This window comes from Streptomyces sp. NPDC088147, from assembly GCF_044741565.1.
GTDB lineage: Bacteria > Actinomycetota > Actinomycetes > Streptomycetales > Streptomycetaceae > Streptomyces.
The window spans coordinates 253,637-267,531 of the sequence record NZ_JBIUSY010000003.1 but is presented as its reverse complement, the minus strand read 5'-3'; the positions used below and the strand labels follow the sequence as shown (position 1 = coordinate 267,531).

Here is a 13,895-nt window from a genome sequence, read left to right as displayed (position 1 = left end):
CGACGCGCTGAGGCGACGGACTGGGCCGACGCGCTGAGGCGTATGTGAGCGGGCGGGCGCCCGGTCGGGGATTCCCGGCCGGGCGTTCCGCGTCGCCGCGGCGCCGAGCGGCCAGGCAGGCCGGTCGCCGGTCAGGCCGGTCAGGCCGGTCAGGCCGGTCAGCCGAGCTTGCGCTCGTCTGCGGCGGCCTCGGAGCTCCACCACACGCCGAGTGCGAACTGGGTGTTCACGCCCACCGCCTCGTAGAGCTTGTTCAGGTCACTGTTGACGGTGCGCAGACTGACGCCCAGCTCGCCGGCGATCTGCTTGAGCGTGCGGCCCTCCCGGAGCTTGTTCAGGATGCGGCGGGACCGGCCCGTCGTGACCGTCTCCGCCTTCCGCAGAAAACGGCCGCCCGCCCAGGGCTCGGCACGCTCCCACTGCTGGTCGTAGATGTGGCGGAGGAAGGCCAGCAGGCCGGGGTGGGTCGCCTTGAAGGCGGTGTTCGCGCTGGGCACGCCCCGGTGGTCGGAAAAGATGGCGACTTTGTCGTCCACCAGAATCATGCGTTCGAAATCGGTGGCGAGGGTGCGTACCGCCGCACCGTGCTTGCTCACTTCCGCGGCCCACTCCTGTTCCGCGGGCCGATTGCGAGCGGTGTCCGGATAGATGGTGCGTAATGCGATACCACGCTGAAGGAGCTTGATTTCGGACGTGATCACCGCTCGTAGCGTCTCGGGTTTTCTGTTCCGCGGATGTGCCGTGCAGATCTCGATACTCGCCGAATCGACCGCTTGCATGATGGCGGCGGTGACCAGTTCGTTCCGGCCGAGGAACTCGATACCGTCCCCGCGCGACGACTCGGCGCTTCTCAGCTCGCGGTGCAGCTCGGAGAGCTGGTCCATGCGGCGCAGGTGGTGGGCGATGGCGGCGCGCTCCTCCGCCAGGGCGGTCTGCTCGGCGTGCCACATGTCCGCCGCGCTCCACCGGTCGTACTGCGGGTTGTGCACGGCCAGCCCGAGGGCGACCAGCTCCGCGCGGCCGGGCTCGGAGTCCTCGACCTGATCCCCCTGGACGAGCCGGTGCAGCAGGGCGCGCGCCTCTTCCGATATGTCAAAGGGTGGCACTTTTTGCGGTTTTTTATTTATTTCCTCCACTTGTTCCTCCCTGCACGATTCTGTAGTGCGTGTGAGTGCAATCGCATGTCGCTTGAACTGTGCGAGCGTGAAACGCAGCCTAGGGGGGTGGCGACGACAGCCGTGGATTCCCTCCACGGCCGGGGTGGAGTGCGGTTGGCGACCTGGGGCGGCAAGAAAGCGGCAGAGCATTCCGGAAATCGTCGTGCGGCGATGTGCCGGGTTTCGCCGAGGGCCTTGGCGGCGGGGTCAGTTTTCCTGGTCGAGGATTCCCGAGTGTGCGATGAGATAGCCGAGTTGGGCGCGGCTGCCGCTGCCGAGGACGGAGGCGAGCTTGGCGATGTGCGCGCGGCAGGTCCGTACGTTCATCCCCAGACGCCGGGCGATGGCCTCGTCCACGTACCCCTCGACGAGAAGCTTGGCGATGGTCCGCTGGACGCCTGTGATGCCGTCCGGGGTCGGCTCGTACGAGACCTGCTCGGTGAGGGGCGTGGCGCGCCGCCAGAGCTGCTCGAAGACCTTGACGAGATAGGTCACCAGACCCGGGTGGCGCAGCTCCAGGGCGACCTGCTGGTCGTCGCGCGCGGGTATGAAGGCCACGGTCTGGTCGCAGATGATGAGCCGCTCGATCAGCTCTTCCAGGGTTCTTATCTCGATCTTGCCGCTGGCCATGCGGTCCACGTACGCCATCGTGCCCTGGCTGTGCCGGACGGTGTGCTGGTAGAGCGTGCGCATACTGACACCGCGCTCGATCAGCGGCCGGTCCCGCTCCAGGGCCTGACTGAGAATATGCTCGCGCCTGCCGCCTCCGGGCTGGATCGTGAGCATCTCCGTATGGCACTCGGCGGTGGCGAGATTGAGGGCGGCGTTGATCCGGTTGAAGCCCTCCAGGACCGTGATCGAGTGCGTGGGCGCCGGGTTCAGCGCGCTGATCGCCATGAATGGCTCAAAGGATTCTGTTAGATCGTTCGAGAGACGCCTCCGGTCCAGGATCTCCCGCTCGATGGGATGGAGCCGCTGTGCGAGCGCGACGGACGGCGGGACCGGCCGCAGCCAGTTCGGGTCGTCCGGATCGGGGTGCAAAAGAGCAAATTCGAGGAGGCACGGAGCCTCCTCCGCCTCCGCGCGGGAGATGCGCCCGGCGCTCAGAGCGCTGGCGTAAAGATGCGCCCCCTCGTCGCACAGTGCGGTCACAGCATGGGGATGTGTCGGTTTTGACACGATCTTCGGCAAATCTCCACCCCCCAGGGTCCTGAACCTACAGGAACATGATGCATCGTCCCTGTGGCATTGACGTGCCTGAATGAGCCATCGTCTTGTGACGCGGGGGAGAGGAATCCATCAAGTGAGGACGAAGCCGACTATGTACAAGAGATTGCTTCGCTCGGTGCTTGCCGCAGCTTTCTCCGCGGTCGTGGCTTACGGGGTCCTGGGTGGCGCGGACAGTGGTTGGGGATTCGCGCCTCAGGCCACCCAGTCGGACAGCGGCTGGGGCGGTGCGCCGGCCGACAGCGGCTGGAGCGGCGGCACGAAGTCGGATGACAGTGGTTGGGGCTCGACGCCGGCGAACGAACCGCCGGACAGCGGCTGGGGGAGCTCACCGGCCGACGTAAGCGCATGACTGTCCCGCCGGACGACCGGGTCTTCCGGCGCGAGATGGCCACGGCCTACCGGTCGGGTTGGCACTTCATCGATCTCGTCACCGCTATCCCCCACCGTGGCGACTCGTTGATGGTCACCCTCTTCGGAGAGCCGATCGTCGTCGTACGCGAGGAGGACGAGGACGTCCGTGCCTACCGCTGCCTTCGGAGGCCGCGGGGGGCTCCGCAGCCGGTCCGGTGTGCCATCCGCTACGACATGATCTTCGTCAACCTCGACCAACGTGACCACCAGTTGGTCGGATCGAATACCACCATCGCCACCCCCCGCAGTGCCTGAGCGATTCCCCCGTCGTTCCAAATCGCTCAGGCGCTTCCCCCACACAGCGGCGCCATCGTGGACCTGAAACACGATGGCGCCGTTGTGCTGTCCGCTTCCGGGCCCGGCGGGCCCGCCGGGCCCCGCGGTCCTCGCGGCCCTCGCGGCCCTCGGGTCAGCAGCGGCCGAGCGCCCGTTCCAGGGCGATCTCGATGACGACCCGGTCCGGGTTGGGCGTCGGCGTACGGCCGTACCGCGCCGCGTAGCGGCTCACCGCGTCCTCGACCGCCTCCGTCTCCGTACGGACCGTGGCGCGGCCCTCCAGCGTCGCCCAGTGGCGTTTCTTGAACTGGCACACCGCCACCCGCGCGCCCTCCGGACCCGCCGCCAGGATGTTGGCGACCTTCGTGCTGTTCTTGTTGCTGATGACGCGGGCGAGCCCGGCCTCGGGGTCGTACGTCACGCCCACCGGCACCACGTGCGGACTGCCGTCCGGACGCAGTGTCGTGAGGGTGCACAGGTGGTGCTCGCGCCAGAAGGCGAGAAAATCGGGGCTGGGATCGCGTACGTCGTGGGCCATGCCGGAAGCGTAGGACGGTGACGCCCCCGGGGCGGGTACGGGCGCGGAAAGCCAGGGACGGTGACGACTCCCGGCGGGTACGAGTGCGGAAACCCTGGGACGGTGACGACTCCCGGCGGATATGGGCGCGGAAACCCCCGGGGAGCGGCCCCGATTCAGGCTTGAGTGGAATAGACTCAACTTTGCGCACGTTGCCGATGTCAGGGTCGGATGGAGGCCCGAGGTCTGTGCAGGAGAGGAGAGGGCGTACGTGGACGCCGAGCTGACCAACAAGAGCCGGGATGCGATCAATGCCGCCACCAACCGGGCCGTGGCGGCCGGGCATCCCGATCTGACCCCCGCGCATCTGCTGCTCGCGCTGCTGGAAGGCCAGGACAACGAGAACATCACCGACCTGCTGGCCGCCGTCGAGGCGGACCAGGCCGGGGTACGGTCCGGAGCGGAGCGGCTGCTGGCCGCACAGCCCAGCGTGACCGGTTCCACCGTCGCGCCCCCGCAGCCCAACCGTGAGCTGCTCGCCGCCATCAACGACGCCGCTCAGCGGGCCAAGGAGCTGGGGGACGACTACCTTTCCACCGAGCACCTGCTGATCGGTGTGGCGGCCAAGGGCGGCCAGGCCGGGGAGATGCTCGACCGGCTGGGGGCCGGCGCCGGGAGACTGCTCGACGCGTTCGAGAAGACAAGGGGAGGGCGCCGGGTGACCACACCCGACCCGGAGGGTCAGTACAAGGCCCTGGAGAAGTTCGGTACCGATTTCACCGCGGCGGCCCGCGAGGGCAAGCTCGACCCGGTCATCGGCCGGGACCAGGAGATCCGGCGTGTGGTGCAGGTGCTGTCACGCCGTACGAAGAACAATCCGGTGCTGATCGGCGAGCCGGGCGTCGGCAAGACCGCCGTCGTCGAGGGACTCGCGCAGCGCATTGTCAAGGGCGACGTGCCGGAGTCCTTGAAGAACAAGCGGCTGGTTTCGCTGGACCTCGGGGCGATGGTGGCCGGCGCCAAGTACCGCGGTGAGTTCGAGGAGCGGCTCAAGACCGTCCTCTCCGAGATCAAGTCCAGCGACGGACAGATCATCACCTTCATCGACGAACTGCACACCGTCGTGGGCGCGGGCGCCGGCGGCGACTCCGCCATGGACGCCGGGAACATGCTCAAGCCGATGCTGGCCCGCGGCGAGCTGCGGATGGTCGGCGCCACCACACTCGACGAGTACCGCGAGCGGATCGAGAAGGACGCGGCGCTGGAACGGCGCTTCCAGCAGGTGCTCGTCGCCGAGCCGACCGTCGAGGACACCATCGCGATCCTGCGCGGGCTCAAGGGCCGGTACGAGGCCCACCACAAGGTGCAGATCGCGGACGCGGCGCTGGTCGCCGCCGCGACGCTCTCCGACCGCTACATCACCTCGCGCTTCCTGCCCGACAAGGCCATCGACCTCGTGGACGAGGCCGCGTCCCGGCTCCGGATGGAGATCGACTCCTCGCCGGTCGAGATCGACGAACTCCAGCGCTCCGTCGACCGCCTCCGTATGGAGGAGCTGGCGCTCAAGAACGAGTCCGACCCGGGCTCCAGGCAGCGGCTGGAGAAGCTCCGCCGCGACCTCGCCGACCGCGAGGAGGAGCTGCGCGGCCTCAACGCCCGCTGGGAGAAGGAGAAGCAGGGCCTCAACCGCGTCGGCGAGCTGAAGGAACGCCTGGACGATCTGCGCGGCCAGGCCGAGCGCGCGCAGCGCGACGGCGACTTCGACACCGCCTCCAAGCTGCTGTACGGCGAGATCCCCGGCCTGGAGCGGGAGCTGGAGGAGGCCTCGGAGGCGGAGCAGGTGGCGGCCAAGGAGCCCACCGACAAACTGGTCAAGGAGGAGGTCGGCCCGGACGACATCGCCGATGTGGTCGGCTCCTGGACCGGCATCCCGGCCGGCCGGCTGCTGGAGGGCGAGACGCAGAAGCTGCTGCGCATGGAGCAGGAGCTGGGCAAGCGGCTGATCGGCCAGCACGAGGCGGTCCGGGCCGTGTCCGACGCGGTACGCCGTACCCGCGCGGGCATCGCCGACCCCGACCGCCCCACCGGGTCCTTCCTCTTCCTCGGCCCCACCGGGGTCGGCAAGACCGAGCTGGCCAAGGCGCTCGCGGACTTCCTCTTCGACGACGAGCGCGCCATGGTCCGTATCGACATGAGCGAGTACGGCGAGAAGCACTCGGTGGCCCGGCTGGTCGGCGCGCCTCCCGGCTATGTCGGCTACGAGGAGGGCGGCCAGCTCACCGAGGCCGTGCGCAGGCGCCCGTACTCGGTGATCCTGCTGGACGAGGTGGAGAAGGCCCACCCCGAGGTCTTCGACGTCCTGCTCCAGGTCCTGGACGACGGCAGGCTCACCGACGGCCAGGGGCGGACGGTGGACTTCCGCAACACCATCCTCGTCCTGACGTCGAACCTCGGCAGTCAGTTCCTGAGCGGACACAGCCCGACCGAGCCGCTGACCAGCGAGGAGACCAGGAAGCAGCAGGTCCTGGAAGTGGTGAGGAGCTCCTTCAAGCCGGAGTTCCTGAACCGCCTCGACGATCTGGTGGTCTTCTCCGCCCTCTCGCGCGACGAACTGGCGCACATCGCCAGGCTCCAGATCGACCGCCTGGCCCGCCGCCTCGCGGAACGGCGGCTCACCCTGGAGGTCACCCCGGCGGCGCTGGAATGGCTGGCCGACGAGGGCAACGACCCGGCCTACGGAGCCCGGCCGCTGCGCCGCCTGGTGCAGACGGCGATCGGCGACCGGCTCGCGAAGGAGATCCTCGCGGGCGAGGTCACGGACGGCGACACGGTCCGGGTGGACCGGTTCGAGGACGGCCTGATCGTGGGCGCGGCGACGACGGCGTCCCCGGAGCCGGCGGTGTCCTCTGAGCCGACGGCGTCTCCCGAGCCGACTCCGTCCGCGGAACCGACCCGGACGGAGTCCGGCAAGACGCTGTGAGCGTGCGGGACGCGGGGGCCGGTACGCGCGTGAGCGCGCGCCGGCCCCCTTTGTGCGCCGGATCGGCTTTGTGCGCCGGATCGGCGGGCCGGGGTTGCCAGGGCCTCCCCGCTATGGGGGAGGATGGAAGGAACCGTACGAAGGGAAATACACGGTGAGCATCGACCCGTCCTCGATTCCGAATTTCGGGGGACAGCCCCAACCGCAGGGTGCAGGACCGGCGGGCCCCGTCGTCCCCGACCAGGACCTGGTCAAGCAGCTCCTCGAACAGATGGAGCTGAAGTACGTCGTCGACGACGAGGGTGACCTCGCGGCGCCGTGGGAGGAATTCCGTACGTACTTCATGTTCCGCGGCGAGGACGACCAGCAGGTCTTCTCGGTGCGGACGTTCTACGACCGGCCGCACCCGATCACGGACAAGGCGAAGGTCCTCGACGCGATCGACGACTGGAACCGCCGCACGCTGTGGCCCAAGGTCTACACCCACATCCACGAGGAGGGTGACGGTCCGCCCACCGTCCGGCTCATCGGCGAGGCCCAGATGCTGATCGGCATGGGCGTCAGCCTGGAGCACTTCGTGTCGTCCACGGTCAGCTGGGTGCGCGCGTCGATCGAGTTCGACAAGTGGCTCGTCGAGCAGTTCGGCCTGGAGCCGGGCGACGAGAAGCCCGAGGACGCCTGAGTCCGCGGACCGCGCTGAACGACAGCCCGGCCGGCGCCGCGATCGTCTGTGACGCGGCCCCGGGCCGGGCTTTCGCGTACCGCGGGGAGGGCTACCGCCCGCGCAGCCGCGACACGGCCTCCTCCAGGACGTCCGTGCGCTTGCAGAAGGCGAACCGTACGAACGGCGCGCCCTGCTCCTGGTGGTCGTAGAAGACGGCGTTGGGGACGGCGACCACGCCGCACCGCTCCGGCAGGGCGCGGCAGAAGGCGAAGCCGTCGCTCTCCCCGAGCGGACGGATGTCGGTCGTCACGAAGTAGGTGCCGGCCGGGCGGTAGACCTCGAAACCGGCCGCCGACAGGCCCGCCGAGAGCAGATCGCGCTTGGCGCGCAGATCGGCGCGGAGCCCGTCGAAATAGCTCTCCGGCAGGCGCAGGGCCTCCGCGATCGCGTACTGGAACGGGCCCGACGCCACGTACGTCAGGAACTGCTTGGCGGAGCGCACCGCCGTCACCAGCTCCGGCGTCCCGGTCACCCAGCCCACCTTCCAGCCGGTGAACGAGAAGGTCTTGCCCGCCGAGCCGATCGTCAGGGTCCGCTCGCGCATGCCGGGGAACGAGGCGATCGGGATGTGCTCGCCCTCGAAGACCAGGTGCTCGTACACCTCGTCGGTGACGACCAGCAGATCGCGTGCGACGGCGAGTTCGGCGACGGCGGCCAGTTCCTCGCGGCTGAGGACCGTGCCGGTGGGGTTGTGCGGGGTGTTGAGGAGGATGAGGCGGGTGCGGTCGGTGACGGCGTCCCGCAGCTCGTCCAGGTCCAGGTGGTAGGCGCCGTCCCGGGGACGCAGGGTGACCGGGACGCGGGTGCCGCCCGCCATGCCGATACAGGCGGCGTACGAGTCGTAGTACGGCTCCAGCGCGATCACCTCGTCACCCGGCCCGACCAGGGCGAGCAGCGCGGCGGCGATCGCCTCGGTGGCGCCCGCCGTGACCAGGACCTCGGTGTCCGGGTCGTGGGCCAGCCCGTAGCGTTTCAGCTGGTGTTCGGCGATCGCGGTGCGCAGTTCCGGGATGCCGGGACCCGGTGGGTACTGGTTGCCCTTGCCCTCGCGCAGCGCCCGTACCGCCGCCTCCCTGACCTCCTCGGGGCCGTCGGTGTCGGGGAAACCCTGGCCGAGGTTGATCGCGCCGGTGCGTACGGCCAGCGCCGACATCTCCGCGAAGATCGTGGTGCCGCCGAGCCATTCTTTGGTCATGGCCGCCATCCTGTGCCGAACCTCTGGAGTTGCTCAAGTCGGCTTTGGGTGCGGGGCACCGGGGGGACACCCATCTCACGCAACGAGTTCACGCGGAAGCCAGTCGGTACGGAGCGGGCCGCGCGAGGGCGCGGGGGCTCCGCTACGGGGGAACAGAAGGACGGTGAGGACGATGCTGGGCGTAGGAGTCGTGGTCGTACTGGTCGCGGTCGCGTTCGTCGGGGTCGTGGCGAGTGTGAGCAGCTCGAACAAGAGCAAGAAGCCGCGTGTGAAGGCGAAGAACCGCACATCGAGCCCCTCGCTGAAGAAGGGGGGCAGCAAGCGCCGCTCCCAGAACAGCTGGTGGGACAGCGGCAGCGGCAGCGGTTCGGACGGCGGCGGGGGTTCGTCGTGCGGGGGCGGTTCGTCGTGCGGCGGGGGTTCGTCGTGCGGCGGTGGCGGGGGATGTGGCGGAGGAAGCAGCTGACACGGGGCAGCTGATCCGCTGTCAGGATGGTGCCCGGTGGGGAACGAACTCCCGCCGGGCATCTCCGTGTTGGGGGAACTGACCGTTCGGGCGGCTCTCTCCGCCCGTTTTCGGTTGAACAGTTGAACCCTTGGGCCCCCGGGGGGATGGAAACCCCTTCAAGTTGGGTAAAAACACTGTGAGCGTCGCGTACTTCGTGATTCCCTCGCTGTTGAGAGCTTCCAGCCCTCGGGCCTGATACGGAACCGAGCAGGCGATCTCCCCCCACAAGCCACTCGCTCATCGTCCGGGACATCCCCGGTTCACCCGTCAAGCGTGTTTGCGGAGCCGACCCATGCTCACCACCCTCAATACCGCCTACACCGACACCCGCGCCGCAGATCTGGCCTGGGCGTTGGGCCGGGAGCCGGTCCCCGCCCTGGCCGTCCTCGACCTCGATCTCGCGGGCGCCGGGCTCCAGCTGAGGCTGCTCGGCGCCTCTCACCAGGTGATTCTGGAGGAGGAGCGGGGCACCTGCTCCGAGACCGTCGCCTGTATCCCGGGCAGCAGCACACCGCTGCCGCTCGGTGTCTCCAAACGGCTCGGGGACTGGGAGTACGAATTCGCCGCGCGCGTCGAGACGCTCTCCCAGGGCTCGTTCGCCGGGCGCGCGCAGGAACTGCTCGCACTGGTCGCCGACCACCCGAACGGATTGGCGGGGACGTTCCCCGGCGCCCCGAACGCCTTCACCGCGATGCTGGCGCAGCGCGACGGCGGCCAGGTCCGCTGGCGTACCTGGCATGCGTATCCACAGGAAGGCCGCCTGGTCGTCACTCGGACGCGGGTAGGGGTCCGTATGCCTGCGGTGCTGTAGATGCACCCGTGTGGGTGACAAACCGCAATGAATTCGTGACGTAGCGTTACGAACATGATCGAGCAGTCCGTGTCCTCGCCGCCACGAGGTGGCGCGCGGCTTCCCGTGCGCGCGGACGCGGGGCGTTACCTGATCCTCACCGTGGTCTTCATCTGCGCCGCGTGCGGGCTGGTGTACGAGCTGGAGCTGGTCGCGCTCGCCTCGTACCTGATCGGGGACTCCGTCACGCAGGCCTCGGTCGTCCTCTCGGTGATGGTCTTCGCGATGGGCGTCGGCTCGCTGCTCGCCAAGCGGCTGCGCTGCCGTGCCGCGTTCGGATTCGGGCTGCTGGAAGCGGCGTTGGCGCTGCTCGGAGGCTGCTCCGCACTGGTGCTGTACGCGAGCTTCATATGGCTGGGGGAGTCCCGCTACGCCCTCGTCGGCTTCTCGCTGGCCACCGGCATCCTCATCGGGGCCGAGATTCCGCTGCTGATGTCGCTCATCCAGCGGTTCTCCCGGCAGGACGCGGAGGGAACGGTCGCGGATCTCTTCGCGGCCGACTATGTGGGCGCGCTCGTCGGCGGGCTGGCCTTTCCGTTCCTGCTGCTGCCCTGGCTGGGACAGCTGACGGGCGCGCTGCTGACGGGCGCGGTGAACGCGGTGGCGGGGGGCGGGCTGGTGCTCTGGCTCTTCCGGCGCGATCTGACGTCGCGCTCACGCTGGGTGCTGGTGACGGTCAACGTCCTGGTGCTGGCCCTCCTCGCCACAGCGGCCGTGCTGGTGGACGACTTCGAACGGGCCGCGCGGCGGGCGGTCTACGGCGAGCAGGTGCGGGTCGCCATCCATACCGATGTCCAGGACGTCGTCATCACAGGAGGACGGAGCGGGCCGCTGGAGCTGTATCTCGACGGGCGGCTGCGGGTCAGCGCGCGCGACGAGTTCCGCTACCACGAGGCGCTGGTGCATCCCGCGATGCGCGGGCCGCACACGCGGGTGCTGATCCTGGGCGGGGGCGACGGGCTGGCCGCGCGTGAGGTCCTGCGGTACGGGGACGTCCGCGAGGTCACGGTGGTCGAGCTGGACCCGGGCGTCGCCCGGCTGGCCCGCACGGATCCCGCGCTGCGGGAGCTGAACGGGGAGGCGTACGGGGACGGGCGGGTGCGGACGGTGTACGCGGACGCGTTCACGTGGCTGCGCGGCGTGGACGCCGGCGGCGTGGACGCCGGAGGCGTCGGGGGCGGGCCGTACGACGTGGTCATCTCGGATCTGCCGAATCCCGGCGTCACGGCGAGTACGAAGCTGTACTCCGAGGAGTTCTACGGCCTGGCCACGCGCGTACTGGCGGACGGCGGGCGGCTGGCGGTGCACGCGGGGTCGCCGGCGACGCAGCGGCATACGTACTGGACGGTGGACGCGACCTTGCGGGCGGCCGGGTTCGGGACCACGCCGTACCACGCGACGGGGTGGCCGTCGGGCTTCGCGGCGGGCCCCGACCGGGTCAAGGACGGCACGCCGGCCGTGAGCGACTGGGGGTTCGACCTGGCGACGGTGGGCGCGAGCCCGAAGCTGGGCCTGGCACGGGACGCGCCGCGATTGCGGTCGCTGGAGGGGGCGGCGCTGGTGGCGGGGGCGAGGGGGGTGGAACGGACGCGGATGCGGGGGCTGCCGGCGTCGACGCTGGTGCATCCGCGGTACGGGGGGTGAGGGGCGCCTTCCGGCGGGGGGTCGTGGGCGGGGTGGGTGCGGTGCGCCTCCGGCGGGGGTGCGGGGTTGCGGTTGCGTTGTCGTGGGCCGGAGGCGCACCGCGTACCCCGGCGACAACCCGCACACGACCACCGGCCCCAGCCGAAACGCACCCGTACCAACGCCCCCGTCGGACGGCGACCCGTTGGGAGGGGAACCCGGCTACGCTCGGGGGTTATGGAGCATGAGGTGTTCGTTCCGGTGGCGGCGGAGGCTCTTCGGCAGGCGCTCGCGGACCCCGTCCGTGTCGCCCGTTGTGTGCCCGGACTTCAGCACGACGCGGAGGAGTCGGCCGGGCCGCTCTCCGGCCGGATGAAGGTGCGGATCGGCGGCCACACGATCACCTACCGCGGCGCGCTCACGCTCGTCGAGCGGGACGGTGTCTTCGAGGTGGAGGGCGAGGGCGTGGAGGTCCGCGGTACGGGCTCCGCCAAGTTGACGCTCACCGTGCGGCTGATGGAGACGCCGGACGGTACGACGCTCGCGTTCACCGGCGGTTCGCGTTCGGAGGGGCGGCTCGCGGAGGTGCCCGCCGAGACGACGACCGCCGCGGCGCGTCGGCTGCTGGACCGTTTCGTCGCGCGGCTGGGGGAGGAGACGGAGCCCCCGGAGGACATCGTGCCCGTGGCGGAGGATCTGCCGGAGTTCGGGCCCGACCCGTCGGCGCTCGCGCTCGGCGGGGAGACCGTCTCCGGTGAGGGGGACTTCATCATTCCGGACGAGCCGCCCGCCGAGGCCGCGCATGCCCGCCGCACCATGATCGGGCGCAGCGCGGAGGAAGTGGATCACGCGCCGCCGCGTGGCCGTTACGCGCCCGTGCCCGCGCCCGACGCCGGTGGCGCGCGGGCCACGCTGCGCTGGGTCGCGCCCGCCGCCGCGCTCGCGCTCGCCTCCGCCGTGGTGGTCGGACGGGCACTGCGCCGGCGCAAGTAGTGTCGTGGTGTGAGTAGCAGCGAAGAGAGCATCCGACTGGCGGCGGGCGACGCCGAGTTGACCATCACTCCGGCGAACGGCTGCCGGATCAGCAGTCTGCGCATCGGCGGGACCGAACTGCTGCGCCAGGGCGAGCGGTACGGCTGCTTCCCGATGGTGCCGTGGTGCGGGCGGATCGAGAACGGCCAGTTCCGTAACGGCGGGGTCGTTCATCAGATGCCGCTCAACTCCCCGCCGCACGCGATCCATGGCACCGGCCGGGACACGGCCTGGCGTACCGCGCGGGTGGCCGGGAGCGAGGCGGTGTTCACGTATGACCTCGTCGACCCCTGGCCGTACAGCGGCCGGGTGACCCAGACCTTCGAGCTGACCGAGGACGCGCTGACGCTCGGGCTCGGGGTGGAGACGTACGACACGTCCTTCCCGGCGCAGGCCGGCTGGCACCCGTGGTTTCTGCGCAATCTGGGGGAGGGCGACGCGCGCGTCGGCTTCGACCCGGCCTGGCGGGAGGAGCGCGGTGCCGACCATCTGCCCACCGGCCGCCGGATCACCCCGCGTCCCGGGCCGTGGGACGACTGCTTCGGGATGCCCGACGGCGTCGATGTGACCCTGACCTGGCCCGAGCAGCTGGAGCTGAAGATCACGAGCCGCGCCGAGTGGGTCGTCGTCTACGACGAACAGGCGGAGGCGGTCTGTGTGGAGCCGCAGTCGGGCCCGCCGAACGGGCTCAATACCGCGCCCCGGCTGGTCACCCCCGTGGAGCCGCTGGAGATCGCCGCGACCTGGCGCTGGCAGCGGCTCTGAGGAGAAGACTTAAGCTCTTGGCCATGACTGACGTACGGGCTGAGCTGCTGCAACTGATCAAGGACAAGGCCGTGGTGCACGGCAGGGTGACCCTCTCCTCGGGGCTCGAGGCCGACTGGTACATCGACCTGCGCCGGATCACGCTGGACGGTCATGCCGCACCGCTGGTCGGTCAGGTCATGCTCGACGCCACCGCCGACCTGGACTTCGACTGCGTCGGCGGGCTGACGCTGGGTGCCGACCCGGTGGCGACATCGATGCTGCACGCCGCCGCCGCGCGCGGGCAGCGGCTCGACGCGTTCGTCGTGCGCAAGGCGCAGAAGGCGCATGGCCTCCAGCGCCGGATCGAGGGTACGGAGGTCAAGGGACGCCGCTGTCTGGTGGTCGAGGACACCTCGACCACGGGCGGCTCGCCGCTGACGGCGGTCGAGGCGGTGCGTGAGGCCGGCGGCGAGGTCGTCGCGGTCGCGGTGATCGTGGAGCGGGGGGCCGCTCCGGCGATCGCGGAGGCGGGGCTTCCGTACCTCAATGTCTACGCGCTGGATGAACTCGGCCTCGGCTGAGCCGGCTTTTCCGCCGGGTCCCGGCCGTTTCACGTGAAACGGCCGGGACCCGGGTGGAGTCCGT

The 13,895-nt window shown here is 70.0% G+C and carries 12 protein-coding genes and 1 pseudogene; 9 read left to right on the top strand and 4 right to left on the bottom strand.

What is annotated here, in order from left to right; genetic code table 11:
- Nucleotides 1–158: 158 nt before the first annotated feature.
- Both ACIOGX_RS12025 and ACIOGX_RS12020 read right to left on the bottom strand, forming a co-directional pair.
- The gene (locus tag ACIOGX_RS12025; RefSeq protein ID WP_401912390.1) at nucleotides 159–1,136 is read right to left on the bottom strand and encodes a hypothetical protein; all 978 of its coding nucleotides are present in this window, start codon (nucleotides 1,134–1,136) and stop codon (nucleotides 159–161) included.
- A gap of 228 nt (nucleotides 1,137–1,364) precedes the next feature.
- The gene (locus tag ACIOGX_RS12020) at nucleotides 1,365–2,363 is read right to left on the bottom strand and encodes a helix-turn-helix transcriptional regulator (RefSeq protein WP_383962086.1); all 999 of its coding nucleotides are present in this window, start codon (nucleotides 2,361–2,363) and stop codon (nucleotides 1,365–1,367) included.
- A 369-nt stretch (nucleotides 2,364–2,732) separates the two neighbouring features.
- Between ACIOGX_RS12020 and ACIOGX_RS12015 the strand changes: the two genes are divergently transcribed.
- Complete coding sequence (locus ACIOGX_RS12015) at nucleotides 2,733–3,053, top strand: hypothetical protein (RefSeq protein ID WP_030353182.1); 321 nt, start codon at nucleotides 2,733–2,735, stop codon at nucleotides 3,051–3,053.
- Between the two features lie 154 nt (nucleotides 3,054–3,207).
- Here ACIOGX_RS12015 and ACIOGX_RS12010 read toward each other — a convergent pair whose 3' ends face one another.
- Nucleotides 3,208–3,612: a TIGR03618 family F420-dependent PPOX class oxidoreductase gene (locus ACIOGX_RS12010; protein ID WP_356515231.1), complete on the bottom strand. Its 405-nt coding sequence runs from the start codon at nucleotides 3,610–3,612 to the stop codon at nucleotides 3,208–3,210.
- A 250-nt stretch (nucleotides 3,613–3,862) separates the two neighbouring features.
- Between ACIOGX_RS12010 and clpB the strand changes: the two are divergent.
- Nucleotides 3,863–6,469: pseudogene (gene clpB / locus ACIOGX_RS12005) on the top strand (ATP-dependent chaperone ClpB); the annotation flags it as partial.
- 256 nt (nucleotides 6,470–6,725) lie between these two features.
- A complete protein-coding gene (locus ACIOGX_RS12000) occupies nucleotides 6,726–7,253 on the top strand; it encodes a YbjN domain-containing protein (protein WP_129769910.1) in 528 nt (175 codons plus the stop codon).
- A gap of 91 nt (nucleotides 7,254–7,344) precedes the next feature.
- Here ACIOGX_RS12000 and ACIOGX_RS11995 read toward each other — a convergent pair whose 3' ends face one another.
- Entirely contained in the window at nucleotides 7,345–8,490 is a 1,146-nt protein-coding gene (locus ACIOGX_RS11995) for a pyridoxal phosphate-dependent aminotransferase (protein ID WP_401912386.1), read from the bottom strand.
- Nucleotides 8,491–8,662: 172 nt separating this feature from the next.
- Between ACIOGX_RS11995 and ACIOGX_RS11990 the strand changes: the two genes are divergently transcribed.
- The 6 genes from ACIOGX_RS11990 (at nucleotide 8,663) to pyrE (ending at nucleotide 13,831) form a co-directional block, all read left to right on the top strand.
- Nucleotides 8,663–8,956, top strand: coding sequence for a hypothetical protein (locus ACIOGX_RS11990; RefSeq protein ID WP_356515235.1), 294 nt, complete (start codon nucleotides 8,663–8,665; stop codon nucleotides 8,954–8,956).
- A 334-nt stretch (nucleotides 8,957–9,290) separates the two neighbouring features.
- Nucleotides 9,291–9,809: a DUF2617 family protein gene (locus tag ACIOGX_RS11985; RefSeq protein WP_249953143.1), complete on the top strand. Its 519-nt coding sequence runs from the start codon at nucleotides 9,291–9,293 to the stop codon at nucleotides 9,807–9,809.
- A 54-nt stretch (nucleotides 9,810–9,863) separates the two neighbouring features.
- Nucleotides 9,864–11,492, top strand: coding sequence for a polyamine aminopropyltransferase (locus ACIOGX_RS11980; protein WP_356515237.1), 1,629 nt, complete (start codon nucleotides 9,864–9,866; stop codon nucleotides 11,490–11,492).
- A 216-nt stretch (nucleotides 11,493–11,708) separates the two neighbouring features.
- Nucleotides 11,709–12,464 carry an SRPBCC domain-containing protein gene (locus ACIOGX_RS11975; RefSeq protein ID WP_401912382.1) on the top strand — a complete coding sequence of 252 codons (756 nt, stop codon included), beginning with the start codon at nucleotides 11,709–11,711 and terminating at the stop codon, nucleotides 12,462–12,464.
- A 9-nt stretch (nucleotides 12,465–12,473) separates the two neighbouring features.
- Nucleotides 12,474–13,268, top strand: coding sequence for an aldose 1-epimerase (locus ACIOGX_RS11970; protein ID WP_401912379.1), 795 nt, complete (start codon nucleotides 12,474–12,476; stop codon nucleotides 13,266–13,268).
- A gap of 23 nt (nucleotides 13,269–13,291) precedes the next feature.
- Nucleotides 13,292–13,831, top strand: a complete 540-nt coding sequence (gene pyrE, locus ACIOGX_RS11965) for an orotate phosphoribosyltransferase (protein ID WP_129769903.1) — start codon at nucleotides 13,292–13,294, stop codon at nucleotides 13,829–13,831.
- Nucleotides 13,832–13,895: the final 64 nt, after the last annotated feature.

Coding starts and splice junctions, on each gene's coding strand:
- ACIOGX_RS12010 (WP_356515231.1), bottom strand. CDS start 3,612: ATGGCCCACGACGTACGCGATCCCAGCCCCGATTTTCTCGCCTTCTGG.
- ACIOGX_RS11995 (WP_401912386.1), bottom strand. CDS start 8,490: ATGACCAAAGAATGGCTCGGCGGCACCACGATCTTCGCGGAGATGTCG.
- ACIOGX_RS11980 (WP_356515237.1), top strand. CDS start 9,864: ATGATCGAGCAGTCCGTGTCCTCGCCGCCACGAGGTGGCGCGCGGCTT.
- ACIOGX_RS12015 (WP_030353182.1), top strand. CDS start 2,733: ATGACTGTCCCGCCGGACGACCGGGTCTTCCGGCGCGAGATGGCCACG.
- pyrE (WP_129769903.1), top strand. CDS start 13,292: ATGACTGACGTACGGGCTGAGCTGCTGCAACTGATCAAGGACAAGGCC.
- ACIOGX_RS11975 (WP_401912382.1), top strand. CDS start 11,709: ATGGAGCATGAGGTGTTCGTTCCGGTGGCGGCGGAGGCTCTTCGGCAG.
- ACIOGX_RS11985 (WP_249953143.1), top strand. CDS start 9,291: ATGCTCACCACCCTCAATACCGCCTACACCGACACCCGCGCCGCAGAT.
- ACIOGX_RS11990 (WP_356515235.1), top strand. CDS start 8,663: ATGCTGGGCGTAGGAGTCGTGGTCGTACTGGTCGCGGTCGCGTTCGTC.